This window comes from Klebsiella sp. K5-306, assembly GCF_051835185.1.
Classification (GTDB): domain Bacteria; phylum Pseudomonadota; class Gammaproteobacteria; order Enterobacterales; family Enterobacteriaceae; genus Klebsiella; species Klebsiella oxytoca.
Genome location: NZ_JAIFJY010000005.1, coordinates 213,841 through 238,475, shown reverse-complemented (window position 1 = coordinate 238,475; position 24,635 = coordinate 213,841). Strand labels below are relative to the sequence as shown.

The window sequence follows — 24,635 nt, the reverse complement described above, 5'->3', positions numbered from 1 at the left end:
TCAGACGCCGGATAATTCCGGCGTCTATTTGCTTTAGTTCACGAAGGTGAGTTTGACGCGTTTCGACAGGCGGAAATAAGGTATCCAGATGATTATCTGCAGCGCGCATGAGGCCAAAATTTTTATATCTTCAACCTCCAGCCCTAAACCATAAAAATGCGCAGCAATCCAGCAGTCGATGGCGTAGAGAATCGTGGTGAACAGAACCCAGACAGTATAATAATTTGGCAACTGACGTTTCTTCCTGAAAAACAACATCGTCGTATAAACTACCAATAACCAAAGAAATAGTGCCCCAGCCGCTTCAAACAGCGCAAACGCTCTAAACTCCTCTTCAACATCCAGAAAAACCGTCACCGTATTACATATCCCGACGATCTGTAAAAGCGAGCTGAGCGTCAGGGTTAAAGCCGGCAGATAAAGCCAGCCGCCGATACCGGTATATTTTTTATCCTTACAGATTTTACAATAACGCGCCGGAGGCAATACCTTTTGCCCACAGCTGGCGCACTTGCCTGATAATCCTTCACCTTCAACCATATCCATTAATAGCGTTCCTTTGCTCAAAATATCCCTTTTCAGGGGGCCTGTTGCATCAGGCACCTATCATGGATGAACGTGGCGAGTACGTACATAAGTTGAGCGAAAAACCAGAATACTACTCAGCAGTCGCACGCACATTTACCCTTGTCACCGGCGAACTCTGCCGATTCTCCCACAGCACCGTCAGGCCGCGCTGCAGCGCGATAAAGATGAACAGCAGAATACCGATGGCGATCTTGGTCCACCATGAACTAAGCGTACCGTCGAAGTTGATATAGGTTTGAATCAGCCCCTGAATGGCGACGCCAAACAGGGTGCCGAGAACCGTGCCCACGCCACCGCTTAACAGCGTGCCGCCGATCACCACCGAAGCAATGGCGTCCAGCTCGACGCCAACCCCTGCCAGCGCATAACCCGCCTGGGTATAAATAGAGAAGACGATCCCCGCCAGCGTCGCCAGACCGGTAGAGAGCATATAGATGCGAATCGTCGTACTCCGCGTGGAGATCCCCATCAGGTTGGCCGACGTCGCGTTGCCGCCAATGGCGTAAACCTGATTGCCAAAGCGGGTGCGGTGGGCCATAAAAATGCCACCGATCACCACCAGCAGCATCAACAGCCCCATGGCGCTCAGACGACCGCCGCCGGGGATGGTCCATGCCAGTCCGGAAAGCGCGTCATACACCGGATGATTGATGGGAATCGACTCCTCCGAAACCAGATAGCTGACGCCGCGCAGAAAAAACATCCCGGCAAGCGTGATGATAAACGCCGGGATCTTCAACGCATCGATGAGCAGCCCCATAAAGGCGCCAAAAGCGCAGCCCATCACCAGCACTAGCGGAAATGCCACCAGCGGCGAGATCCCCCAGAAACCGATCGCTTTGGCGAGGAATACCCCGGTGAAGGCGATCACCGACCCCACCGACAGATCGATCCCGCCGGAGAGGATCACGAACGTCATGCCGACGGCGATGATCCCGAGAAAAGCATTGTCGGTCAGGATATTGCAGATCACCCGCGTCGAGGCAAAGCCGGGAAACTGCGTCAGGCAGTAAAGGTATCCCAGTACGAAGACCGCGAGGGTAATCATTAACGGTAAATTACGTTTTATCATGGCCGCGCATCCCCTTCAGTATGCTGATAAAGCGCGGCGACTGGACGATCAGTACGCACAGCACCACCACCGCTTTGACTACCTGATTAAGCTCCGGCGGGAAACCGGACAGCAGGATCCCGGTATTCATGCCCTGGATAATCAGCGCCCCGACAACCGAGAGCAGCAGATTAAAGCGCCCGCCCATCAGCGAGCCGCCGCCGATAACGACCGCCAGAATGGCATCCAGCTCCAGCCATAGCCCGGCGTTATTGGCATCCGCGCCGCGAATATCCGCCGCGACGATAATGCCGGCGATGGCCGCGCATACTCCGCTCAGCACGTAGGCCAGCATCACGACGATGCGGGTATTTACCCCAGCGTTTTTCGCCGCACGAATGTTAATCCCCACCGCTTCGATAAACATCCCCAGCGCGGTTTTGCGGGTAAACAGCCAGAACAGCACCAGCGTAACGATGGCGATTATCACCGGCGTCGGGAACAGCAGCAGCGATCCGCTGCCCAACCAGGCCAGCGGCGGGGAGTCAAAGGTGACGATCTGCCCGGAGGTGATCAGCTGCGCCACGCCGCGTCCGGCGACCATCAGGATCAGCGTGGCGACAAACGGCTGGATCTTCAGCACCGCCACAAGGATACCGTTCCACAGGCCCGCCAGCGCGCCGGCTCCCAGCGAAGCCAGCAGCACAACCGGCAGGCTGTGTCCCGCCACGGTCATCGACGCTGCCGTTGCGCCGGCAATCGCCATCACCGCCCCGACCGAGAGGTCAATCCCGCCGGTGGCGATAACCAGCGTCATGCCGATCGCCAGCAGCGCCACCGGCGCGGCGCGGTTCAAAATATCAATCGGGCTGCCGAACAGTCGCCCCTCCTGGAGCACGATCTGGTAGAAATGCGGGGCGACCAGGCTGTCAACCACCAGCACCAGCAGCAGCGCAACGATCTGCGGCATCCCTTTGGGCCAGTTAACGCGCCGTTTCGGCTGGCCGGTTTTCGGAACAGATTGAGGCATCATCGGTTACTCCTTATGCCGCAATAGCGTTCATGATCGCCGGCACGGAGAGCTCGCTCAGAGCCAGCTCCGCCACCTGCTGGCGATCGCGCATGATAATCACCCGATCGGCGTAACCCACCAGCTCTTCCAGCTCTGAAGAAATAACCAGCAGCGCCAGACCATCGGCGCACAGGGTTTCGATCAGGCGGATGATCTCGGCGTGGGCACCCACGTCAATACCGCGGGTGGGTTCATCGAGGATCAGGAACTGCGGTTTCGTCAGCAGCCAGCGGGAGAGCAGTACCTTTTGCTGATTACCGCCGGAGAGAAATTCGATCGGCTGTTCGGCGCTGGGGGTACGAATACCCAGCTGACGAATAAAACGTTCGGCAATCTCATTTTGTTCGCGCCGCCCAATCGGCCGCAGCCAGCCGCGCTGCGCCTGTAGCGCGAGAACAATATTTTCCCGCACCGAGGCGGCGGCGATAATGCCGTCGGTTTTGCGGTCCTCCGGGCAGAAGCCGATCCCGAGGCTGGATGCCTGATGTGGCGAGCGCAGGGTTTGCGGCTTGCCTTTGATCCACGCTTTGCCGCTGTCGGCGGGTTTAATGCCGAAGATTACCTCCGCCGTTTCCGTGCGCCCCGAGCCTAACAGACCCGCCAGGCCGACGATTTCACCGGGACGGACCTGCAGACTAAACGGTGCAATGGTGCCTTTTTTGCCAAAATCTTCGAAGGCGGCCACCGGCTTATCGCTGAGCAGGGTGCGGCCCGCGCGCTGCAAGGCGTTATGCTCCAGCTCGCGGCCCAGCATCATCTTCACCAGCTCAATTTGCGGCAGCTCGCGGGTTTCCCGGCAGCCGACAAAACCGCCGTTGCGCAGCACGGTGATACGATCGCTGACGGCGTAAACCTGGTCGAGGAAATGGGTGACGAAAATCAGGCTGACCCCGCTATCGCGCAGCTGGCGCATCAAGGTGAAGAGCATCTCCACCTCCTGGGTATCCAGGCTGGCGGTCGGTTCATCAAGAATTAATACTTTTGCTGACAGGTCGATCGCCCGGCAGATGGCGACAATCTGCTGCATCGCCACTGAAAAGCGGTTCAGCGGCTCGCGTACATCAAGGGAAAAACCGTAGGATGCCATCAGCGCGGTGGCGCGCTTTTCCATCTCTTTACGCCGCAGCAGGCCAAAACGCCGGGGCTCACGGCCGATAAACAGATTGTCCGCCACCGACATGTTAGGCAGCAGGTTCACTTCCTGATAGACGGTACCAATCCCCAGCTGTTGAGCATGGGCGGTGTTTTTCGGCGAAATCGCCTGGCCTTCCAGCCAGATTGTCCCGCGGTCGGCGTGATAGACGCCGGTCAGCGCTTTAATCAGAGTAGATTTACCCGCGCCGTTTTCGCCTAGCAGAGCCATGATTTCGCCCCGGCGCAGGCTGAAATTAACGTTATCCAGCGCTTTCACGCCGGGGAAAAACTTGCTGAGCCCTTCCGTACGAAGGATTTCCTGATGCGATTCGCCGTTCATGCTCCCCCCTCACCTTTGCCCTCTCCCCGAGGGGAGGAGAGGGAAATCAGCCGTGTTATAGCGACCGGGGAAATCCCGGAGGCGGCGCTGCGCGCCTGTCCGGGCTACCCGCTCCGCAGACGGCGGTGAAACTGTAGCCCGGTCAGCGTAGCGCCACCGGGAACGTGGCCTGTTCTTAGCTACGACTCAGTAGCCCATATTTTTCTTCTTCTCTAACTCTTCTTTCGCCGTATCCGGCAGGTAGAGCGTCGATTTAGTGATGGTGACTTTTTCAGGCAGGGTGCCGTCTTTTTTGTATTTCTCCAGCGCATCGAACGCCGGGCCGGCCATATTCGGCGTCAGCTCGACGCTGGCGTTAGCTTCACCGGCCATCATCGCTTTATAAATATCCGGCACGCCGTCGATAGAGCCGGTGAGGATATCTTTGCCCGGCTTCAGCCCGGCTTCTTTAATCGCCTGAATAGCGCCAATCACCATGTCGTCGTTATGGGCGTAAACCATGCAGATGTTCTTGCCGTTGTTCTCCGCTTTGATAAAGCTTTCCATCACTTCTTTGCCCTTACTGCGGGTAAAGTCGCCGGACTGGGAACGGATAATTTTGATATTAGGGGCTTTAGAAATGGCTTCGGCGAAGCCTTTCTTACGGTCAATCGCCACGCTGGCGCCTACGGTCCCCTGCAGCTCAACAACGTTACACGGTTTGCCATCGACGGTTTTCACCAGCCACTCGCCGATCAGCTGGCCTTCCAGCACGTTGTTGGCGGTCACGGTGGTCATGTAGAGGTCTTTATCTTTAACATCAATGGAGCGGTCGAGCAGGAATACCGGGATTTTGGCCTCTTTCGCTTCTTTCAGTACCGGTTCCCAGCCGGTCGCCACCACCGGAGCGATGAAGATGGCATCGACGCCCTGAGCGATGAAAGAGCGGACGGCTTTAATCTGGTTTTCCTGTTTTTGCTGCGCATCGGCAATCTTCAGAGTGATACCGCGCTTCGCGGCTTCCTCCTTCGCGACGTTGGTTTCTGCCGCACGCCAGCCAGATTCAGAGCCGACCTGTGAAAAACCCACGGTCAGAGGGGCAGCCATGGCCATAGACGACATAGCTGCGGAAACTGCGGTGACAAGAAGTAAGCGCTTCCACATAAGAGGATCCTCGTAGGGTTATTGTTGGATAAAGCCTCACCAGCGGACAAACTATAGACAATCGGAGATGTAACTGAATGCGTTACATCACACTTCAAAAAAGTTAATTAGATGTTAATCGGTGCGTTACTCTTCAGCGGAGAGCCGGTGAGGCTTCGCGACCCGCGCGAGCTTCGCCGTTTATGACGAAATTTTGCGCGCTTTGAGATATCAAGCATATGCAATGAAAACGGTTACATAATTTTATTCAGTATGCGGCTATGTTTATGGATTTTCAGGCTGTATTACGCCGAAAAATTCGGACTCCACCCACCCGTTCTGGGGAAAAAGAAGCGAAGACATTCGATGTGAGTTGGCTATAATACCGGGCACTTGTTTGCCATACATTTTAAAGGAAACAGACATGAGCTTACTCAACGTACCTGCGGGCAAAGATCTGCCGGAAGACATCTACGTCGTGATCGAGATCCCGGCGAACGCAGATCCTATCAAATACGAAGTCGACAAAGAGAGCGGTGCACTGTTCGTTGACCGTTTCATGTCCACGGCGATGTTCTATCCGTGCAACTACGGCTACATCAACCACACCCTGTCCCTGGACGGCGACCCGGTTGACGTTCTGGTCCCGACGCCGTACCCGCTGCAGCCGGGTTCCGTTATCCGCTGCCGTCCGGTTGGCGTACTGAAAATGACCGACGAATCCGGTGAAGATGCGAAACTGGTTGCGGTACCGCACACCAAGCTGAGCAAAGAATACGATCACATCAAAGATGTGAACGACCTGCCGGAACTGCTGAAAGCGCAGATCACCCACTTCTTCGAGCACTATAAAGACCTCGAAGCAGGCAAATGGGTTAAAGTTGACGGCTGGGACAACGCTGAAGCGGCGAAAGCCGAAATCGTGGCTTCCTTCGAGCGCGCTAAGAAGTAATTCTGCCGCACTCAGGTTCGCAAAAACACCGCCTCCGGCGGTGTTTTTTTTGGGCGTTGCTCTATTGCTGAGCGGCGGCTGATGCCTTAGCGGGCCGACAACATCCCCCCATAAAAAACAACGCCACCCGAAGGTGGCGTTATCGTTATTAATACTGGTCTTTGTCCAACCAGTTGCCGCTTTCTATCAGCGTGAAGCCCTCAACGGGGCGCTGATAGACATACATCCAGGCGCTACCGTAGGGCGTCTGGATCAGGTGACGAGCATACTCGCCGCCTTTAGTACGCAGCGCATCCAATTCAGCCAGCGTCGATGCGTCAATACGATAGACCTCACCATGTACCGTGCCATCGCCGGGCACCGCGCCTGGATAGTGGCCCAGGCTGTACAGTTGATAATCATTGACACTATGATCGCCCAGCCACTGAGCGTTGGTCATCCAGTGGCTGTTGCCTTGTTTGCGTCGTAAACTGCCGTAAACAAATATTCGCATTGCTAAAACTCAAACTGATAGAGCAAATCGAGAGCCTGGTCTACGCCAGACACGGCTTCCATATATAGCTTAGGCATCAGGCGATAACGTAACGTCAACGTCGCCAGGGAGTCAAAGATCCCTACCCCATATTTTACCTGCAGACCCGGCAGCACGTAGCCGCTGACCACCACCTGGGAGGAGTCGCCCACCCCTTCGGTATCCAGCGCCAGATTACTTACGCCAAACGTCTCGCCGATTTTACCCACAACCTGACCACTTTGTGCAACCCCCATACCAATAAGCATGGAGGTCATTGCCGCACTATCGCTCTGTCCGCTGCCCAAACCCTGCCCGCGCAGCAGGTAAGAGAGCGCTTCCTGCTGCGACATGGCCGGATCGGAGAAAATTTCCGCTTTCGGCTGATCGGCCGAACCGGTCACGCGAACGCCGGCGATCACGTCGTCTTCCGTGGCATCCGGACTACGAATGGCTTCGATGTTCAGCAGCGGCTGATCCGGCGGTCCGGAGAACAGCAGTTCGCCTTTACGCACGATCAGATCCTGGCCGTAGGCATGGAAGCGGCCTTCCGGGATATTAATCTGCCCGTTGAGGCCCAGCCCCTGTTTATCCTGAGCCACTTTCAAATCGCCGGTCAGACGCGCTTTCAGACCAAAGGCGTCGAGACGAACGTTGTTGCCTACATGAATCGTCAGGTTGCTGTTAATCGGAATACCGGCGCTCTGCTGCTTAATCGGCTGCAGATTTTTATCCAGCATGACTTCGTCAGAAGAGACCCCAACGGCGCTTTCCGGCACTTCATTGACGACGATTCTTGCCCAGGGCACGTCAACGCTACCATCCAGGTTAAACAGGCTTGGCGTGGCGGTAAAGACGACATCTGGCGAAACATCCAGGCGCACCATCGGCGGCACGGTTATCCGCACACGGCTGCCCTTCGCGGCAATCTGCGCGCGCCAGTTGTCAATCTGCGTCCAGTCGGCGTTACCGCTGAGCGCAATATGGCCCTGGCTGGTATTCACCGTCCCTTGTAGGGTCGAGCGGGTACCGGTGAAATTCATCGCCAGCTGGCTCGGCTGCATATCGAACGGCATAAAGTTGCCGTCAATATCCACGCCATTCAGCTGCATCTGCCCGTACAGCTGCGGGCTCTGTACGTTGCCGCCCAGCGTCAGACGCGCATTGAGCCGCCCTTCCGCCTTTTCACCGCGCGAGAAGATAGGGTTGATCATCGCCAGCGAGAAGTTGCTGATATTCACGTTCCCGCCCAGATTACGTCGGCCCTGCGGATCGGTGACCTGCACCTGCCCATCCAGTTGACCATTGTTGGTCAGGCGAATCAGCCAGCCCAGCTGGGCGCGATTGTTGTGCAGATCGGCCGTAAGATTCAGGGTATCGAACGCCACCGGCAGCGGCGCGTCGTTGACCGTCTGGGTCACCTTCACGTTACGTCCGCTCAGGGTGACCTTGCCCTGCGGTAGCCCCTCTTTGGTGGTGTCCCAGCTCACGTCGGCATTGCCGCTAAACACGCCGCTGGCCTGCGTCTCTTCCGGCATAAACGGCTTCAGCATCGCCAGGTCGAAACGGTTGAGATTCACTACCGCGCGCCCGCTCGCGCCGGCGTCAATGGTCTGCGGTACGCACAGTTCGGCATTCGGGTTAGTCCAGCAGTGCGGTCCAATGCTGATTTTCTGCTCGAGGTTACGGTAATCCAGCGCGATGTTGCGCGTCAGCGCCACCGGCCCTACCGGCGTCTGGAAGCGGGTATTGCTCAGCGTGCCTTTCCAGCGCTCCTCTTTGCGGTCAAAACTGCCTGCCAGCGACAGCTGTCCGGAAACCGGATCGCCCTGCACCCGCAGCTGCAGGTCGTGCTGTTTCTCGTTGCCCTTCGCGTTGAGCTGCACCAGGCTGATATTCACGCCCGGCTGGCTAATGCGGTCCACGCGTACGTCAAGATGACCGCCAATCTGGTCGGTGGATTTCACATCGCCCTTCACGTTCACCTGAGCCACCGATAGCTCCTGCCAGCGCAGCGCCCGGGCGGTGATATCCGCCAGCAGCTGCGGTGCATCGACGGTGCCGCGAACTTTTACTAATCCCTTCGCCGTCCCGCCCAGGCCCGGCAGGGCGTTATCGAGATGCGGCGCGTCAATGGTGGCGTCGAGGTTAAGATCTTTAACTCCCAGCTCGCCTTTCACGTCGGCGCTGTTGGGGCCCAGAGCCAGATGCAGGCCGGGGATTTTCCACTGCATATAGCTGTTGCCCTGCAGCGAACCGCTCACGTCGACTTTGTTTTGCTTCACGTTACCGGTGATTTTCAGCTCCGGTACCGACATCTGCCAGCTGCCGCCGTACAGGCTGCCCTGGGTCTTAATCAGTCCGTTGAGCTTCGACGGCCAGTCCGGTACCTCTTTAGCGGTGTTGATACTGTTAAGCGTCAGTTCGCCGCGCCAGCTGATCGCCTGCTGCCAGTCGAGCAGCGCTTTCAACTCGGTTTTTCCTTCGAGGGCGGCGACGGTGAGCTTGTCGAGATTCACCTGCTGCTCGTTGCCCTTCGCGTTCAGGCTAATTTTCGCTGGCGGCAGCGACTGCCCTTTCACCGCGGTGCTGAAGGCCAGCGTGTAGTCGGTCATCTTGCCGTTAAATTTCAGCAGTAGGTCGTCAGCCTGATACGCTTTCTCGCCGGTAAATGGCCAGTAAAGCTGCTTGCTTTTCACCTCCATATCCAGCGGCAGGCCGGCCTCCGCCAGCTGCGTTTCGGCGCGCAGCGTCATGGCGACAGGGCCGTTCAGATCCACGCCGAGCGTGAGCTTTTTACGCACTTCGCCGCCCACTTTGAGCTGCACTTTCTCGCCCTTGAGCGGGTCTACATTCAGCGTACCGTTGAGGGTGATATCGACCGGCCAGTTATCCTGCAGTTGTGCATTACCGGAAGCCGTCACTTTGCCCTGGTCAGAATCCACGTCCAGCGCGTCCAGCTTCATCTGCCCATCAATGCTGCTGACTTTGAGCAGCAGCGAGTAGATGGTCATATCGGTATCGCCGGTCAGACGCAGCTGCTCGCCGCGAAACTCCTGAATATTGAGATTCAACGGCAGATGGACATCGGTCATTTCCGGCAGCACCGGCTTCGAGAACAGGTCTTTCATCGTCTCGCCGAGCGGCTTTTCTTCCGGCTGCGGATTGTCAATTTTCGGCTCAACGACCTGCTCCTGGGCCACTTTCGCCACCTTCGGCAGCGCGATAAGCAGCCCCTGCAGCGAGGTCGGCGTCAGGGTCAGGTTTTTCTCTTGCCAGTTAAGCCCCGTGGAAAAATCGCGCAGCGAAACGGCCGTATCGTCAATTTTCACGTTGACGTTATGCAGCGCCACCCGGCTCAGGGTGATGGGGTAAGGCGTGGAGAGATTCAGCGGTCCGCTATCTTCTTCTTCAACCGGCGCCGCTGGCGGCATTTTGCTGGTATCGATCGCCACATAGATATCGCGCAGAGAAATATCGTTGACGCACAGGCTACTGTCCCACAGGCAGCGTAGCTTAACGCCAAGGTGGAACTGCCCGGCGGTGACCGCCACGCCCGGCTGCTCAAAGCGCACGTTCTCCAGCGTCAGATCGCGCCAGCCGCCGGTGGCTTTGCCAATTTCCAGCCCAGGGACCCAGCGATCGGCGGCTTTGATAACCAGATGCAGGCCAGTCGTCGTCCCCACCAGGAATCCTACCGTCCCCAGCAGCAGCACCAGAAAAATCAGTACGCCGAGGCTTATCTTCTTCCATAAACTCATAATTCAGGCCCCAGGCCGATATAAAACTGTAAACCGTGTTCTTCGTTGTCACCGATCGGTCTGGCGATATCCAGCTTGATTGGACCGACCGGGGACTGCCAGCGTACGCCGAGGCCAGCGCCGGTTTTAAAGTTGCTTTCGCGGATATCGCTCACCGCTTCGCCGCTATCGACGAACACCGCGCCCCACCATTTGCCGCTCACGTTGTACTGATACTCCAGCGAGCCGGTGGCCAGCTTCGAAGCCCCCATCAGCTTGCCGTCATCATCTTTTGGCGAGATAGATTTGTATTTATAACCGCGAATGCTGCGGTCGCCACCGGCGAAGAAACGCAGATCCGGCGGGACTTTGCTGAAGTTATCGGCCTCAATCCAGCCAAGGTTGCCGCGTACCACGAAGCGGTGGCGGTCATAAAGGGTGCGGATCCAGACGTCCTGCGCCTGCATCACGATAAAGTTTATATCCGAGCCCCACATGGTGTTGGAGTAGTCCACCGAATAGCGCTGTGAATCGCCCCAGGTCGGCATCAGGCCGCCGCGAGAACGGGTCCGGTTCACCGACACGCCGGGATAGATCAGCATCGTGGTATTGGTGACGTTGGCCTGGGTAAAGTGGTCGAGACTCCAGCGCAGGTTCAGCGCGCGCTGCCAGCCGCTCGACATCTCCCAATAGCGCGACACGGCCAGGGTGGTAGAATCCGCCTGGGTATCATTGAGATCGGTACGCTTAAAGCCGCCCTGCATCAGGTAGTACTGTTCAAGCGGGCTTTTTAGCAGCGGTACCTTGTAGCTTAAATCAAGCTGCTGTACAGGAGCGGACAGGCTGAGGCTGGAGGTCAGGCTGTGGCCGTAGGAGTTCATCCACGGCTTTCTCCAGGTCCCTTTGACGCGCGGCCCGACGTCGGTTGAGTAGCCGACCCCGGTCTCAACAGTATTCTCTTTGCGCGGAGAAACCACGCCCTGCAAAGGCAACACTTTCGTCTGGCGGGACTTCTCAAACTGCGGCGCCACGACGACGGAACTGAACCAGCCGGTCGCCGCCAGGCGGCGGTTGAGTTCGGCGAGATCCTGCGAGGTGTAATAGTCGCCCTGCTTAAACGGCACCAGATTTTGCAGATATTCGTCGCGAATTTGCGAGCCCTCAAAGGTCACCGGGCCAAAGCGGTAGCGCTCGCCGCTGTTGTAGTCGATATCCCAGAAGGCCTGATGACGGTCAAGAGAAACCCCAAGCTGGCTTTTATTAAACTCGCTATCGAAGTAGCCCTTACGCAGCGCGACCCGGGTCAGAGAGCTTTTAAAGCTATCATAATCACCGTGATTGAGGATGGTACCGATGGCCGGTCGCGTGTTTAACAAATCCAGATAGTCGCGATCGGTTCGGGCTCCGCCGCGTAAAATGACTTCAGTGCCGCCAATGCGCACCGGTTCGCCGGGCGTGACTTTGGCGATCAGTACCTGGCGCCCCTTCGCCGGCGGCGGACGTAAATCAAAATCGATGGTGGGCTCATAGTAGCCGAGCGCTTTCAGACCTTCGCGGATAGCATCATCCACGCGCGCGCGAAAGCGCCGGTCCGGCGTAACTTCATCGCTCTGGATCGTAGAGAGTTGGGCGCGGACGTTTTTTTCCAGTTCCCCGGATAACCCCTCAACCTGCAAACGCACGTTCGCTGCGCTGGCGACCCCGCTGACCAGCAAAAGGCTGGTGATACATAACTGGCGGATTTGTAGCACGTTTTCTCCTGAATATCCTTGTTTCCCCCCGAAGGAAACGAAAGTGCCGCTCCACGGCTTAACAAAACCCTAACAACTAAGGGTTGAAAAATAGACGTTAACCCAAATAATTCTTATGTTTAAATCTAGACGTATTAAGCGTGGTTATTGTGTTAAAAGTCACGCTTGGTTACAACCTTAACCACATTTTCAGTTAGAGAGGCCCACCGTGAGTCTATTTGATAAAACGCATCTTGTCGCCCAAGCGGACGCGCTGCCGGGACGCAATACGCCGATGCCGGTGGCTACGCTCCACGCCGTCAATGGCCATTCGATGACCAACGTCCCCGCCGGAATGGAAGTCGCTCTGTTCGCCATGGGCTGTTTCTGGGGCGTCGAACGCCTGTTCTGGCAACTGCCCGGCGTTTATAGCACCGCCGCAGGTTACACCGGCGGCTACACGCCAAACCCCACCTATCGTGAAGTTTGCAGCGGCGAGACGGGCCATGCTGAAGCCGTGCGCGTGGTCTACGATCCGCAGGTTATCAGCTATGAGCAGCTGCTTCAGGTCTTCTGGGAAAATCACGACCCGGCGCAGGGCATGCAGCAGGGTAACGACCGCGGCACGCAGTATCGTTCCGCTATTTATCCGCTGACGCCGGAACAGAGCGAAGCCGCGAAAGCCAGCCTCGCGCGTTTCCAGGCGGCAATGAAGGAAGCCAACGACCCGCGAGCTATCACCACCGAGATCGCCACGGCAAAGCCGTTCTATTATGCGGAAGACGATCATCAGCAGTATCTGCATAAAAACCCCTACGGATACTGCGGTATCGGCGGGATTGGGGTTTGTTTACCGCCGCAGCCCTGATGCCGTTGACCCGTAATAGCAGGCTGCCGGATTGAATAATTTACGCTCTGGCGGCTTTACAGTACCTTACGCTATACTACGCCGTGTTATCGCCGGTCCAGAGCCTTCGGACCGGCTTTTTGTGAATTCCACTTAGCGTTATCCACTTCCCTTCCGAGGATCTGATCTCAACGGTCAGATAAGATATGTTAAACAGTATTTTAGTAATACTTTGTCTGATAGCCGTCAGTGCGTTCTTTTCGATATCGGAAATCTCGCTGGCCGCATCACGTAAAATCAAACTCAAGCTGCTGGCCGATGACGGCAACGTCAACGCTCAACGCGTGCTGAAGATGCAGGAAAACCCCGGTATGTTCTTTACCGTGGTGCAAATCGGCCTCAACGCGGTAGCGATTCTCGGCGGTATCGTCGGCGATGCTGCATTTTCGCCGGCGTTTCACGGCCTCTTTAGTCGCTATATGTCCCCCGAGCTCTCCGAGCAGCTGAGCTTTATTATCTCCTTTACCCTGGTCACCAGCCTGTTCATTCTGTTTGCTGACCTGACCCCGAAACGCATCGGTATGATTGCGCCTGAAGCCGTCGCTTTACGCATCATCAACCCGATGCGCTTCTGCCTGTTTCTCTTCCGCCCGCTGGTGTGGTTGTTCAACGGCATGGCCAACAACATCTTCCGCCTGTTCAAAATTCCGATGGTGCGTAAAGACGACATTACCTCCGATGATATTTACGCCGTAGTGGAAGCCGGCGCGCTGGCCGGGGTGCTGCGTAAGCAGGAGCATGAGCTGATTGAGAACGTGTTTGAGCTGGAGTCGCGCACCGTGCCTTCGTCCATGACTTCGCGTGAAAACGTCATCTGGTTCGATCTCCATGAAGATGAACAGAGCCTGAAGAATAAGGTTGCAGAGCATCCGCACTCTAAGTTCCTGGTGTGTAACGAAGATATCGACCACATCATCGGCTACGTTGACTCCAAAGACCTGCTGAACCGCGTGCTGGCGAACCAAAGCCTGGTGCTGACCGGCGGCGTGCAGATTCGCAATACGCTGATTGTCCCGGATACCCTGACGCTGTCTGAAGCGCTGGAAAGCTTTAAAACCGCCGGTGAAGACTTCGCCGTGATCATGAACGAGTATGCGCTGGTCGTCGGGATTATCACCCTTAACGACGTGATGACCACCCTGATGGGCGATCTGGTCGGCCAGGGGCTGGAAGAGCAGATCGTCGCACGCGATGAGAACTCCTGGCTGATTGACGGCGGCACGCCGATCGACGACGTGATGCGGGTGCTGGATATCGATGATTTCCCACAGTCCGGAAATTACGAGACCATTGGCGGCTTTATGATGTTTATGCTGCGTAAAATTCCCAAGCGGACCGACGCGGTGAAGTTCTCCGGCTATAAATTCGAGGTGGTGGATATCGACAACTACCGCATCGATCAGCTGCTGGTGACCCGCATCGACAATAAGCCGACGGTGCTGGTGCCCAAGCTGCCGGACGCGGCGAACAGTGATAAAGAGTCAGCGTAACGCTTTCTCGCGAACGCTGTTCCTCCCCCCTGTTGCCGGGCGGCGGCTAACGCCTTGCCCGGCCAATAAAGATCGCAATCTCGTCAGATTACGCATTGCCCATCGATATACACTTAAGTCTGCGTATGCCGACCAATCTGGGGCTGATGCCGGGTCCAGAAACATCAACGGCTCCCTGGGGGAGCCGCCTTTTTACCGTGTAGTCATACCACTTTTCAGGTTATGCCATCTCTGTTTGTAGACGGCTGACCTGGCGGTTGACTTCGGACATCACTGACAAATGCAGCTTGTCCTTAACCTTCGGGATAAGGATTTTGCCCTTATCAAACTCAAAAGCGCCAACGTCCTTGATATACAAACGTCCACGGAACAGGATCTTCACGTACTTCGCTACTTGTAGCGGGTTGTAGCGTTGGAAAATTTTCATTGTTGTCTCCTGCCAGGGTTACGCTCCTGTGGTGCCACAGTTAGCCCACGTACCGGAATCGCAAATTTTAATGCCCTGAAACTATAGTCCAGAATCTGAGTGATACCCAGTTTGTATAAGTTTATTTACCTTATGATGACAATAATTCAGAGTTTTCGTTTCAGGCATCCGATGAAGGTAGTATAAGTCGCCGATTTTAGACGGAATTGTGCGTCAACACGCAAACTGGCACCATCATTGCGGGTAATGCCGATAAATCGCACTTATGATTAAAGCAGACCAAGTGGTCGGATCACCTGCAAAGATAATAAAAGGAAACACCATGACCCTACGTAGATTACTGGCCGTTTCATGTCTCCTGTTCCCACTGTTGGCCTCGGCGCATAACTTTGTCGACGGTCAGCGCGTTGCGCCGGTCGGCGTAGCGGATCGGGGAGAACTGGTGCTGGATAACGATAAATTTAGCTATAAAAGCTGGAATAGCGCGCAGCTGGCGGGAAAAGTGCGCGTTGTGATGCACATTGCCGGTCGCTCGTCGGCAAAAGAAAAAAACGCGACCTTAATTGAAGCCATTAAAAGCGCGAAGCTGCCGCACAATCGCTACCAAACGACGACTATCGTCAATACCGATGACGCTATCCCAGGCTCGGGAATGTTTGTCCGCAGCAGTATCGAGAACAATAAGCAGCTCTACCCCTGGTCACAGTTCATCGTCGACAGCAACGGCGCGGTGCGCAAAGCGTGGCAGCTCGAAGAAGAGAGTTCAGCCATCGTGGTGCTGGACAAAGAGGGTCGCGTGCAGTGGGCTAAAGACGGCGCGCTCAGCCAGCAGGAGGTGCAGCAGGTAGTGGGCCTGCTGCACAAGTTGCTTAATAAATAGAGACCCGGAAGCCGGGGTTGAGGAACGATTCACGCGGCGTGTAATCAAGAGTACGCCCCTGCCAGTCGTGAACGTGCGCCCCGGCGGCGCTGGCGACCGCATGACCGGCCGCGGTGTCCCAGGTACTTGTCGGCCCGAAGCGTGGGTAAAGCTGGGCCTGCCCTTCAGCGACCAGGCAGAACTTCAGCGACGAACCAATTGAGGTGGTCTGGTGTTCACCAAGCTGCTCAAGATACTCCTGCAGCTCCGGGTCATTGCCGTGTGAACGGCTAATCACCACCAGCGGCGGGCGCGCATCGCGGACCTGAATCTGCTTGCGAACGCCGCACTCCTCTTTCCATGCTTTGCCCTTTTCCGCGCTGTACATCACCTTCATCACCGGCGCGTAGACCACGCCCAGGGTCGGTTTACCGTTTTCAATCAAGGCGATATTGACGGTAAACTCGCCGTTGCGCTTGATAAACTCTTTGGTGCCGTCCAGCGGGTCCACCAGCCAGTAGCGCTGCCAGTGCTGGCGCACCTCCCAGGCCGGCGGATCCTCTTCCGACAGAACCGGAATATCGGGCGTCAGGGCCAGCAGGCCGCTGATAATCACCTTGTGCGCCGCAATATCCGCGGCCGTGACCGGAGAATCGTCCTTCTTGCTGGTAACGTCCATCGGCTGTTTTCCATCGTAAACTTCCATGATGGCATCGCCCGCATTCCGTGCAAGCTGACATACTTGTTCTAACATTCTCCACCTCGTCTGGTTACAGTGGCGTTAACTCGTTGTTTTATTTATATCGCATCATTGTGAGTTCCGCTATCTGTGATAACGATGGCGGTTTCCTTCACCGCTTTTCTGGCATGATTCACATTTCTGTAAGCAACAGAATGTAAATACATTTTCTTCTGTGCCACTGCTCATATAAAAAGGACGCCACTGATGATTAAGTTTAGCGCAACGCTGCTGGCCACGCTGATCGCCGCCAGCGTAAATGCGGCAACGGTCGATTTGCGGATCATGGAAACCACCGATCTGCACAGTAATATGATGGACTTTGACTATTACAAAGATGCCGCCACGGAAAAATTTGGCCTGGTGCGTACCGCAACCTTGATTGAGAAAGCGCGTCAGGAAGTCAGCAATAGCGTACTGGTCGATAACGGCGATGTTATTCAGGGCAGCCCGCTGGGTGACTATATGGCCGCAAAGGGTCTGAAAGAGGGCGATGTTCACCCGGTCTACAAGGCGATGAATACCCTGGATTATGTCGTGGGCAACCTCGGCAACCACGAGTTTAACTACGGGCTCGACTTCCTGCATAAAGCGCTGGCAGGGGCGAAGTTCCCCTACGTGAACGCCAATATTATCGACGTCAAAACCGGCAAACCGATGTTTACGCCTTATCTGATTCAGGATACCCAGGTGAAGGATAGCGACGGCAAAACGCAGACGCTGCGCATTGGCTATATCGGCTTCGTACCACCGCAGATAATGACCTGGGATAAAGCCAATCTTAGCGGTAAGGTGACCGTTAACGACATTACCGCAACCGCACGCAAGTTTGTCCCGGAAATGCGCGAAAAAGGCGCGGACGTGGTGGTGGTCATTGCCCACTCCGGCCTCTCCGCCGACCCGTATCAGGCCATGGCGGAGAACTCCGTTTACTATTTAAGCCAGGTGCCTGGGGTCGATGCCATTATGTTCGGCCACGCTCACGCCATCTTCCCGAGCAAAGATTTTGCCGGTATCAAAGGCGCGGATATCGCGAAAGGTACGCTAAACGGAGTACCGGCAGTGATGCCGGGCATGTGGGGCGATCACCTTGGGGTGGTCGATCTGGTCCTGAACAACGACAGCGGCAAATGGCAGGTCAGCGCAGCGAAAGCCGAAGCGCGGCCGATCTACGACTCGGTGGCGAAGAAATCGCTGGCGGCAGAAGACAGCAACATGGTGGCGGTATTAAAAGCCGACCATGACGCCACCCGCGAGTTTGTCGGCAAACCGATTGGTAAATCCTCGGATAATATGTACAGCTACCTGGCGCTGGTGCAGGACGACCCAACCGTACAGGTGGTCAATATGGCCCAGAAGGCCTACGTTGAGCACTACATTCAGGGCGACCCGGATCTGGCGAAGCTGCCGGTACTCTCCGCCGCCGCGCCGTTTAAAGTCGGCGGACGTAAAAATGACCCGGCCAGCTTTGTTGAAGTGGAAAAAGGGCAGCTCACCTTCCGCAACGCCGCCGATCTCTACCTGTATCCCAACACCCTGGTGGTGATGAAAGTCAGCGGTAAAGAGGTTAAAGAGTGGCTGGAGTGCTCCGCCGGACAGTTCAATCAAATTGATCCCGCCAGCAGCAAGCCGCAGTCGCTGATTAACTGGGACGGCTTCCGCACCTACAACTTCGACGTGATTGACGGCGTGAACTACCAGATCGATATCACCCAGCCGGCGCGCTACGACGGCGAATGCAACAGCGTGAATCCGCAGGCCGAGCGAATTAAGCATCTGACCTTTAACGGCAAGCCAATCGATCCGAACGCCACTTTCCTCGTCGCAACCAATAACTACCGCGCCTACGGCGGTAAATTCCAGGGCACCGGCGAGGATCATATCGCGTTCGCCTCGCCGGATGAAAACCGCTCGGTGCTGGCGGCCTGGATTGGCGCGGAGTCGAAGAAAAACGGCGAGATCCATCCGGCGGCGGATAACAACTGGCGCCTGGCGCCGATCCACAGCACAGTACCGCTGGATATTCGCTTTGAAACCTCACCGGGCGACAAGGCCGCGGCATTTATCAAAGAGAAAGCGCAATACCCGATGCGCCAGGTGGCTACCGACGATATCGGCTTTGCTATTTATCAGCTGGATTTGAGTAAATAATTGCCGGTTCCCCGGTTGTGCTGCGCTTACCGGGGCTACATTGACATCAACCTCAGGCTACCTGTTCGTGGTTCGCCAGAACCGCGGGCAGGTTCAGCTCAATCCAGTCCGCCAGCGCCGCCACCTTCTCGCTCACCTGCTCACCGAGCGGAGTCAGACTATATTCAACGTGCGGCGGCACCACCGGATACGACACGCGGTTAAGAAAGCCGTCCTGTTCCAGCGCCTGGAGCGACTGGGCCAGCATCTTTTCGCTGACGCCGCCGATCTTACGCCGCAGATCGCTAAACCGATGGGTGCCATCGCGCAGGGACACCAAAATCAGTACGCCCCAGCGGCTGGTCACGTGTTTGAGCACTTCCCGCGAGGGGCACTGTTCGGCAAACAGGTTGCCGTTACGTAGCTGCTCGCTCAGCGTCAGATTCGCCATATTCATACTTACCTTTTTGTGCGTACTTACTAAAAGTTAGTTAAGGTGTTAGCTTACCATAACTGCCAATGAACACGAAGGAGAAGACCCATGATCGCAATTACCGGCGCAACCGGCCAGCTTGGCCAACACGTCCTGGAAAACCTGTTAAAAACCGTCCCCGCGGGCCAGGTTGTGGCTATCGTGCGCAACCCGGCAAAAGCCGAATCGCTGAGCCAAAGGGGCATAGGGGTTCGTCAGGCCGACTACAGCGATGAAGCGGCCCTGACCGCCGCCCTCCAGGGCGTGGACAAACTGTTGCTGATCTCTTCCAGCGAGGTCGGCCAGCGCGCCGTCCAGCACCGCAACGTGATTAATGCAGCGAAAGCTGCCGGCGTGAAATTTATCGCCTATACCAGCCTGCTGCACGCCGATACCTCCCCGTTGGGGCTGGCGGATGAACATATCGCCACCGAGCAGATGCTCGCCGACTCCGGCATTGCATATGCCCTGCTGCGCAACGGCTGGTACACCGAAAACTATCTCGCCAGCGCGCCGCCGGCGATTGAGCACGGCGTGTTTATCGGCGCTGCCGGTAACGGCAAAATCGCCTCTGCTACCCGCGCGGATTACGCCGCCGCTGCCGCTCGCGTTATCGCCGAAGAGGGCCACGCCGGAAAAGTGTATGAACTGGCGGGCGATGAGGCGTGGACTTTGAGCGAACTCGCCGCTGAGCTGAGCAAACAAAGCGGTAAAAACGTGGTGTATCAAAACCTCAGCGAAGCCGACTTCGCCGCCGCGCTGAAGGGCGTCGGCCTGCCCGCAGGCCTGGCTGATATGCTGGCGAATTCTGATACCGGCGCCTCCAAAGGCGGGCTGTTCGACGATAGCCGCACCCTGAGTAAGCTCATCGGTCGCCCAACCACGACGCTGGCAGAGAGCGTCAAAGGCATTCTGTAACTGTTACATAGTGGTTAATTTTTGTAGCATCCCGGCGGGCCATCCTCAATAATGTACGGATGTCCGTCGGGAGTTATCGCATGCAAGGCGTACCGGAACAGTTTAATGATGAAAGAGACAGCGCGCGCTTTCGCCATCTGGCGCAGCTGCCCGGCGTTGAGCTGTATCATGCCCACATCTCCCGCTACGCCTTTGAACCGCACACCCATGAAGCCTTTGGTATCGGCGCGATAGAGCTCGGCGCCGAGCGTTTTCGCTATCGCGGCAGCCAGCATGTAGCTTCGGTTAACTCTATCGTCACCATGAATCCCGATGAACTGCATACCGGCGAGGCGGAGACTGCCGACGGCTGGCGCTATCGGATGATTTATCTCGACCCGGATACGCTGGAAAAGGTGACCGGCGTGCGCCACTGGTGGTTCAGCGAAGTGGTGCGTCAGGACCCGCTTCGCTCCCGGCAAATCGGCAATCTCATCTACGGCCTGTGGCATACTGACGATCCGCTCGCGCAGCAGGGTCTGCTGCTGGATTTAATCGATACCTTCCGGCCATTCGCTCACCACGCCGCTGCGCTGCCCGAAGCTCGCCACCGCTTCGAGCGGGTACGAGACTATCTGCATGATAACTATATGCGTACGGTGACCCTCGATGAGCTGGCGCAGGTGGCGGCGCTGAGCCCGTACCATTTCCAGCGCCAGTTCAAAGCGCACTTCCACGTTACGCCGCACCAGATGTTAATGGCCATTCGCCTGTGGCGCGCCAAAGCGTTTCTCACCCACGGTATGCCCGCTGCCGACGTCGCTCTCGCCGCCGGACTGACCGACCAGTCGCACCTGACCCGCGCGTTTACCCGCCGTTACGGCATTACCCCGGTACGTTATCAAAAGCAGGTTCTCCCGCGCTAATGCGCAACCTCATACAATATTCCCGCTAAAGCCTCTCCTACACTGTCGCCAACAAAAAGAGTAATGGAAAGCATGATGATTAGTGGTGTGCTGTACGCCCTGCTGGCAGGGCTGATGTGGGGATTGATATTCGTGGGCCCTTTACTGGTGCCGGAATACCCGGCTGTTTTACAGTCGATGGGGCGCTATCTGGCGCTGGGGCTGATCGCCCTGCCGCTGGCCTGGCTGGGCCGCGCACGGCTGCGCCAGCTCGCCAGGAAAGACTGGTGGACGGCGCTGGGACTGACCCTGATGGGCAACTTAATCTATTACGTCTGCCTGGCCAGCGCGATTCAGCGTACCGGCGCGCCGGTGTCGACCATGATTATCGGCACTCTGCCGGTCGTGCTGCCGGTTTTCGCCAACCTGCTCTATAGCCAGCGCGATGGAAAGCTGCCGTGGCGGCGACTGTTCCCGGCGCTGGTCTGTATTGCCTTCGGCCTGGCATGCGTCAATATCGCTGAACTGCATCAGGGCTTACCCGATTTCAGCCCGTGGCGCTACGGCTCCGGTATCTTGCTGGCGTTGATCTCGGTGGTGTGCTGGGCCTGGTACGCGCTGCGCAACGCCCGTTGGCTGCGGGAAAACCCGGATAAACCGCCGATGATGTGGGCTACCGCGCAGGCGCTGGTGACCCTGCCGGTATCGCTGGTCGGATACCTTATCGCCTGCGGGTGGCTGCATGGACAGCACCCGGACTTCCCGCTCCCCTTCGGCCCGCGCCCGACGGTGTTCGTCACCCTGATGCTGGCGATCGCTATCTTCTGTTCATGGGTTGGGGCGTGGTGCTGGAACGTTGCCAGCCAGCGTCTGCCAACGGTGATCCTCGGGCCGCTGATCGTCTTCGAAACCCTTGCCGGACTGCTGTATACCTTTATTCTGCGCCAGAGTCTGCCCCCGCTTCTGACCCTAAGCGGTATTCTGCTGCTGGTGCTCGGCGTGGTGTCTGCCGTGCGTGCTCGTCCGGAAAAACCCGTGCTGCAGAAACTGGTCAGCGAGAAAAAATAGCCTGGTACCCTAAAGGGGTATTCCCTGGAACATAAGATGCATTTAAAATACAACTTATATTCTTGATGACGAGGTAACTGCTATGGCTTTCCGTGGCCAACCTTTAGGCGAGCTGGCGCTGACGATTCCGCGCGCCTCCGCGCTGTTCCGTAAGTACGATATGGACTACTGCTGCGGCGGCAAACAGACGCTGGAACGCGCGGCATCTCGCAAAGAGCTGGACGTCGCGGTGATTGAAGCCGAGCTGGCAAAACTGGCGGAAGAGCCGGTAGAGCGCGACTGGCGGGTTGCGCCCTATGCGGAAATTATCGATCACATTATCGTTCGCTATCACGACAGGCATCGCGAGCAGCTGCCGGAGCTGATTTTACAGGCCACTAAAGTCGAGCGCGTTCACGCCGACAAGCCCAACGTTCCGAAAGGCTTAACCAAGTATCTGACCATGCTGCACCAGGAGCTTTCCAGCCATATGATGAAAGAGGAGCAGATTCTGTTCCCGATGATCAAACAGGGCATGGGAACGCAGGCCGGCGGTCCTATCAGCGTGATGGAAAGCGAGCATGATGAAGCGGGCGAGCTGCTGGAGGTGATTAAGCACATCACGCAGAACGTGACGCCGCCGGCGGAAGCCTGCACCACCTGGAAAGCGATGTACAACGGCATCAACGAACTGATTGATGACCTGATGGAGCACATCAGTCTCGAAAATAACGTGCTGTTCCCGCGTGCCCTCGCCGGAAAGTAAATAAAAAAGGCGCCCGCAGGCGCCCTCGACATTGTCAGTCTTATTGGCCACCCCGGCTGGCCTTTTTTATGACGGGCGTCCTGCTCCCCTTCGGGCCGTTGCAAGCAACGTTAAACATCTCTCCCGAGGATTTTTTATTTCGCCAGACGCTTTTTGCCGGCAAACAGCCAGCCCGCGCCGAGCAGTACAAACCACAGCGGGGTCACCATCAGCGCTTCGCGGGTATCGGCTTCCAGCGTCAGCAGCACCAGCACAAAGACGAAGAATGCCATGCACACCCAGCACATCAGTTTGCCCAGCGGCATCTTATATTTGGACTGCTCATGCAGCTGCGGACGTTTCCTGCGATAGGCCAGATACGAGCACAGGATAATTGTCCAGACGAACATAAACAGGATCGCCGACACCGTGGTAATCATGGTAAACGCCGCAATGACGCTTGGATTGACCATCAGCATGACCACGCCGCCCAGCAGACACATACAGGAGAAGGTCAGGCCTTTCGCCGGTACCGCGCGTTTCGACAGCTTGGCGAACATTTTCGGCGCCTGCCCGTCCTGCGCCAGACCAAACAGCATACGGCTGGTAGAGAATACGCCGCTGTTAGCGGAAGAAGCCGCCGAGGTCAGCACCACGAAGTTGATCAGGCTCGCCGCCGCCGGCAGCCCGACCAGCACAAACAGCTCAACGAACGGGCTCTTTGACGGCACGACTGAGCTCCACGGAGTCACCGACATAATGACGATCAGCGCAAAGACGTAGAACATAATGATACGAATGGGAATCGAGTTAATCGCCCGCGGCAGGGATTTCTCAGGATCTTTCGTTTCCGCCGCCGTGGTTCCCACCAGTTCGATGCCCACGAAGGCGAAGACGGCGATCTGGAAGCCGGCAAAGAATCCGCTGATGCCTTTCGGGAACCAGCCGCCGTCATTCCACAGATGGGCGAAAGAGGCTTCCACGCCGGTCGGTGACTGGAAGTGCATCAGCACCATCACCAGGCCGACCACGATCAGCGCCACGATAGCGACGATTTTGATCATCGCAAACCAGAACTCCATCTCGCCGAACATCTTCACGGTGGCGAGGTTAAGACCCAGCAGCAGCAGGATGACCGCCAGCGAGGCGACCCAGTCGGAGAGTCCCGGGAACCAGAACTGCGCGTACGCGGTGATCGCCACCACGTCCGCCATCCCGGTCACCACCCAGCAGAACCAGTAGGTCCAGCCGGTGAAATAACCTGCCCAGGGGCCCAGCAGGTCGGCGGCAAAATCGCTGAATGACTTGTATTCGAGATTCGACAGCAGTAATTCACCCATGGCGCGCATGACGAAAAACAGCATGAAACCGATGATCATATAAACAAAAATAATTGACGGCCCGGCAAGGCTGATGGTTTTGCCTGACCCCATAAACAGCCCGGTGCCTATCGCACCACCGATAGCGATAAGCTGAATATGCCGGTTAGTGAGATTTCGCCGCAGCGATTGTTCAGTCGGCGCCTGTTCGTCGGCAACGACTTTTACCTGATCTACCATGTGATTTTTCCTGTTGTACCTGTCTGTGTTGTTCGGGCTCTATTGGCCCTTCATTCGTATTAACCCCGGAACGAGGGTTTATCGATATTAGGTAAGAATCGGAGGGATGAATACTATGATTTAGAGATAATGTTAATTTTATGTTTAAAGTGAGTGTTATATCACTCCGGTTACGCGAAACAGCTCACAAAAATACACCCATTCAGCAGATATGCAAT

21 protein-coding genes are annotated in these 24,635 nt (G+C 56.6%); 9 read left to right on the top strand and 12 right to left on the bottom strand.

Annotated elements, in window-relative coordinates; genetic code table 11:
* Positions 1–33: 33 nt before the first annotated feature.
* The 5 genes from K2184_RS10505 to ytfQ all read right to left on the bottom strand — a co-directional run bounded on the left by K2184_RS10505 (position 34) and on the right by ytfQ (position 5,328).
* Entirely contained in the window at positions 34–546 is a 513-nt protein-coding gene (locus tag K2184_RS10505; RefSeq protein WP_142472071.1) for a DUF2569 domain-containing protein, read from the bottom strand.
* A gap of 112 nt (positions 547–658) precedes the next feature.
* Positions 659–1,660 (bottom strand): galactofuranose ABC transporter, permease protein YjfF, encoded by a 1,002-nt coding sequence (yjfF, locus tag K2184_RS10500; RefSeq protein ID WP_004109013.1) that lies wholly within the window; start codon positions 1,658–1,660, stop codon positions 659–661.
* Complete coding sequence (ytfT, locus tag K2184_RS10495) at positions 1,647–2,672, bottom strand: galactofuranose ABC transporter, ATP-binding protein YtfT (protein WP_017145075.1); 1,026 nt, start codon at positions 2,670–2,672, stop codon at positions 1,647–1,649. The genes yjfF and ytfT overlap by 14 nt, the downstream gene beginning before the upstream one ends.
* Positions 2,673–2,682: 10 nt before the next feature.
* On the bottom strand, positions 2,683–4,185 hold the full coding sequence (gene ytfR / locus K2184_RS10490) for a galactofuranose ABC transporter, ATP-binding protein YtfR (protein WP_023320212.1): 1,503 nt from the start codon (positions 4,183–4,185) through the stop codon (positions 2,683–2,685).
* A 186-nt stretch (positions 4,186–4,371) separates the two neighbouring features.
* Positions 4,372–5,328: a galactofuranose ABC transporter, galactofuranose-binding protein YtfQ gene (ytfQ, locus tag K2184_RS10485; RefSeq protein WP_023320211.1), complete on the bottom strand. Its 957-nt coding sequence runs from the start codon at positions 5,326–5,328 to the stop codon at positions 4,372–4,374.
* Positions 5,329–5,731: 403 nt separating this feature from the next.
* Here ytfQ and ppa point away from each other — a divergent pair, with 403 nt between their 5' ends.
* Complete coding sequence (ppa, locus tag K2184_RS10480) at positions 5,732–6,259, top strand: inorganic diphosphatase (RefSeq protein ID WP_004109025.1); 528 nt, start codon at positions 5,732–5,734, stop codon at positions 6,257–6,259.
* A 148-nt stretch (positions 6,260–6,407) separates the two neighbouring features.
* Here the strand turns inward: ppa and K2184_RS10475 are convergent, their stop codons facing one another.
* The 3 genes from K2184_RS10475 to tamA are packed head-to-tail and all read right to left on the bottom strand — an operon-like array spanning position 6,408 to position 12,261.
* Positions 6,408–6,752: a gamma-glutamylcyclotransferase family protein gene (locus K2184_RS10475; RefSeq protein WP_004098039.1), complete on the bottom strand. Its 345-nt coding sequence runs from the start codon at positions 6,750–6,752 to the stop codon at positions 6,408–6,410.
* Positions 6,753–6,754: 2 nt separating this feature from the next.
* Positions 6,755–10,531: an autotransporter assembly complex protein TamB gene (gene tamB, locus K2184_RS10470; protein ID WP_368082964.1), complete on the bottom strand. Its 3,777-nt coding sequence runs from the start codon at positions 10,529–10,531 to the stop codon at positions 6,755–6,757.
* Positions 10,528–12,261: an autotransporter assembly complex protein TamA gene (tamA, locus tag K2184_RS10465; RefSeq protein WP_163525016.1), complete on the bottom strand. Its 1,734-nt coding sequence runs from the start codon at positions 12,259–12,261 to the stop codon at positions 10,528–10,530. Before tamA ends, tamB begins: the two co-directional genes overlap by 4 nt.
* 208 nt (positions 12,262–12,469) lie before the next feature.
* On the opposite strand from tamA, the gene msrA reads away from it, so the two are divergent.
* Complete coding sequence (msrA, locus tag K2184_RS10460; RefSeq protein ID WP_004109039.1) at positions 12,470–13,108, top strand: peptide-methionine (S)-S-oxide reductase MsrA; 639 nt, start codon at positions 12,470–12,472, stop codon at positions 13,106–13,108.
* Between the two features lie 185 nt (positions 13,109–13,293).
* A complete protein-coding gene (locus tag K2184_RS10455) occupies positions 13,294–14,637 on the top strand; it encodes a hemolysin family protein (protein ID WP_004109043.1) in 1,344 nt (447 codons plus the stop codon).
* 220 nt (positions 14,638–14,857) lie between these two features.
* Here the strand turns inward: K2184_RS10455 and K2184_RS10450 are convergent, their stop codons facing one another.
* A complete protein-coding gene (locus K2184_RS10450) occupies positions 14,858–15,064 on the bottom strand; it encodes a DUF1107 domain-containing protein (protein ID WP_004098023.1) in 207 nt (68 codons plus the stop codon).
* Positions 15,065–15,386: 322 nt separating this feature from the next.
* Between K2184_RS10450 and K2184_RS10445 the strand changes: the two genes are divergently transcribed.
* Positions 15,387–15,944 (top strand): YtfJ family protein, encoded by a 558-nt coding sequence (locus K2184_RS10445; RefSeq protein WP_004109045.1) that lies wholly within the window; start codon positions 15,387–15,389, stop codon positions 15,942–15,944.
* Here K2184_RS10445 and cysQ read toward each other — a convergent pair.
* Positions 15,934–16,677, bottom strand: a complete 744-nt coding sequence (gene cysQ, locus K2184_RS10440) for a 3'(2'),5'-bisphosphate nucleotidase CysQ (RefSeq protein ID WP_004109048.1) — start codon at positions 16,675–16,677, stop codon at positions 15,934–15,936. The two genes, K2184_RS10445 and cysQ, sit on opposite strands and share 11 nt — an antisense overlap.
* Before the next feature lie 192 nt (positions 16,678–16,869).
* Between cysQ and K2184_RS10435 the strand changes: the two genes are divergently transcribed.
* The gene (locus K2184_RS10435; RefSeq protein ID WP_163525018.1) at positions 16,870–18,813 is read left to right on the top strand and encodes a bifunctional 2',3'-cyclic-nucleotide 2'-phosphodiesterase/3'-nucleotidase; all 1,944 of its coding nucleotides are present in this window, start codon (positions 16,870–16,872) and stop codon (positions 18,811–18,813) included.
* A 52-nt stretch (positions 18,814–18,865) separates the two neighbouring features.
* Here the strand turns inward: K2184_RS10435 and K2184_RS10430 are convergent, their stop codons facing one another.
* Positions 18,866–19,243, bottom strand: coding sequence for a winged helix-turn-helix transcriptional regulator (locus K2184_RS10430; RefSeq protein ID WP_004098015.1), 378 nt, complete (start codon positions 19,241–19,243; stop codon positions 18,866–18,868).
* A 90-nt stretch (positions 19,244–19,333) separates the two neighbouring features.
* Here K2184_RS10430 and K2184_RS10425 point away from each other — a divergent pair, with 90 nt between their 5' ends.
* The 4 genes from K2184_RS10425 to ytfE all read left to right on the top strand — a co-directional run bounded on the left by K2184_RS10425 (position 19,334) and on the right by ytfE (position 22,879).
* Entirely contained in the window at positions 19,334–20,182 is an 849-nt protein-coding gene (locus K2184_RS10425; RefSeq protein WP_032728788.1) for an SDR family oxidoreductase, read from the top strand.
* Positions 20,183–20,262: 80 nt separating this feature from the next.
* On the top strand, positions 20,263–21,087 hold the full coding sequence (locus K2184_RS10420; protein ID WP_004109060.1) for an AraC family transcriptional regulator: 825 nt from the start codon (positions 20,263–20,265) through the stop codon (positions 21,085–21,087).
* A 75-nt stretch (positions 21,088–21,162) separates the two neighbouring features.
* Positions 21,163–22,134: a DMT family transporter gene (locus tag K2184_RS10415; RefSeq protein ID WP_024273623.1), complete on the top strand. Its 972-nt coding sequence runs from the start codon at positions 21,163–21,165 to the stop codon at positions 22,132–22,134.
* A gap of 82 nt (positions 22,135–22,216) precedes the next feature.
* A complete protein-coding gene (gene ytfE / locus K2184_RS10410) occupies positions 22,217–22,879 on the top strand; it encodes an iron-sulfur cluster repair protein YtfE (RefSeq protein WP_163525020.1) in 663 nt (220 codons plus the stop codon).
* Positions 22,880–23,013: 134 nt separating this feature from the next.
* On the opposite strand, the gene cycA is transcribed toward ytfE, so the two are convergent.
* Positions 23,014–24,417: a D-serine/D-alanine/glycine transporter gene (gene cycA / locus K2184_RS10405; protein ID WP_004109063.1), complete on the bottom strand. Its 1,404-nt coding sequence runs from the start codon at positions 24,415–24,417 to the stop codon at positions 23,014–23,016.
* Positions 24,418–24,635 lie beyond the last annotated feature (218 nt).

Coding starts and splice junctions, on each gene's coding strand:
- K2184_RS10505 (WP_142472071.1), bottom strand. CDS start 546: ATGGATATGGTTGAAGGTGAAGGATTATCAGGCAAGTGCGCCAGCTGT.
- yjfF (WP_004109013.1), bottom strand. CDS start 1,660: ATGATAAAACGTAATTTACCGTTAATGATTACCCTCGCGGTCTTCGTA.
- ytfT (WP_017145075.1), bottom strand. CDS start 2,672: ATGATGCCTCAATCTGTTCCGAAAACCGGCCAGCCGAAACGGCGCGTT.
- ytfR (WP_023320212.1), bottom strand. CDS start 4,185: ATGAACGGCGAATCGCATCAGGAAATCCTTCGTACGGAAGGGCTCAGC.
- ytfQ (WP_023320211.1), bottom strand. CDS start 5,328: ATGTGGAAGCGCTTACTTCTTGTCACCGCAGTTTCCGCAGCTATGTCG.
- ppa (WP_004109025.1), top strand. CDS start 5,732: ATGAGCTTACTCAACGTACCTGCGGGCAAAGATCTGCCGGAAGACATC.
- K2184_RS10475 (WP_004098039.1), bottom strand. CDS start 6,752: ATGCGAATATTTGTTTACGGCAGTTTACGACGCAAACAAGGCAACAGC.
- tamB (WP_368082964.1), bottom strand. CDS start 10,531: ATGAGTTTATGGAAGAAGATAAGCCTCGGCGTACTGATTTTTCTGGTG.
- K2184_RS10455 (WP_004109043.1), top strand. CDS start 13,294: ATGTTAAACAGTATTTTAGTAATACTTTGTCTGATAGCCGTCAGTGCG.
- K2184_RS10450 (WP_004098023.1), bottom strand. CDS start 15,064: ATGAAAATTTTCCAACGCTACAACCCGCTACAAGTAGCGAAGTACGTG.
- K2184_RS10445 (WP_004109045.1), top strand. CDS start 15,387: ATGACCCTACGTAGATTACTGGCCGTTTCATGTCTCCTGTTCCCACTG.
- cysQ (WP_004109048.1), bottom strand. CDS start 16,677: ATGTTAGAACAAGTATGTCAGCTTGCACGGAATGCGGGCGATGCCATC.
- K2184_RS10435 (WP_163525018.1), top strand. CDS start 16,870: ATGATTAAGTTTAGCGCAACGCTGCTGGCCACGCTGATCGCCGCCAGC.
- K2184_RS10430 (WP_004098015.1), bottom strand. CDS start 19,243: ATGGCGAATCTGACGCTGAGCGAGCAGCTACGTAACGGCAACCTGTTT.
- K2184_RS10425 (WP_032728788.1), top strand. CDS start 19,334: ATGATCGCAATTACCGGCGCAACCGGCCAGCTTGGCCAACACGTCCTG.
- K2184_RS10420 (WP_004109060.1), top strand. CDS start 20,263: ATGCAAGGCGTACCGGAACAGTTTAATGATGAAAGAGACAGCGCGCGC.
- K2184_RS10415 (WP_024273623.1), top strand. CDS start 21,163: ATGATTAGTGGTGTGCTGTACGCCCTGCTGGCAGGGCTGATGTGGGGA.
- ytfE (WP_163525020.1), top strand. CDS start 22,217: ATGGCTTTCCGTGGCCAACCTTTAGGCGAGCTGGCGCTGACGATTCCG.
- cycA (WP_004109063.1), bottom strand. CDS start 24,417: ATGGTAGATCAGGTAAAAGTCGTTGCCGACGAACAGGCGCCGACTGAA.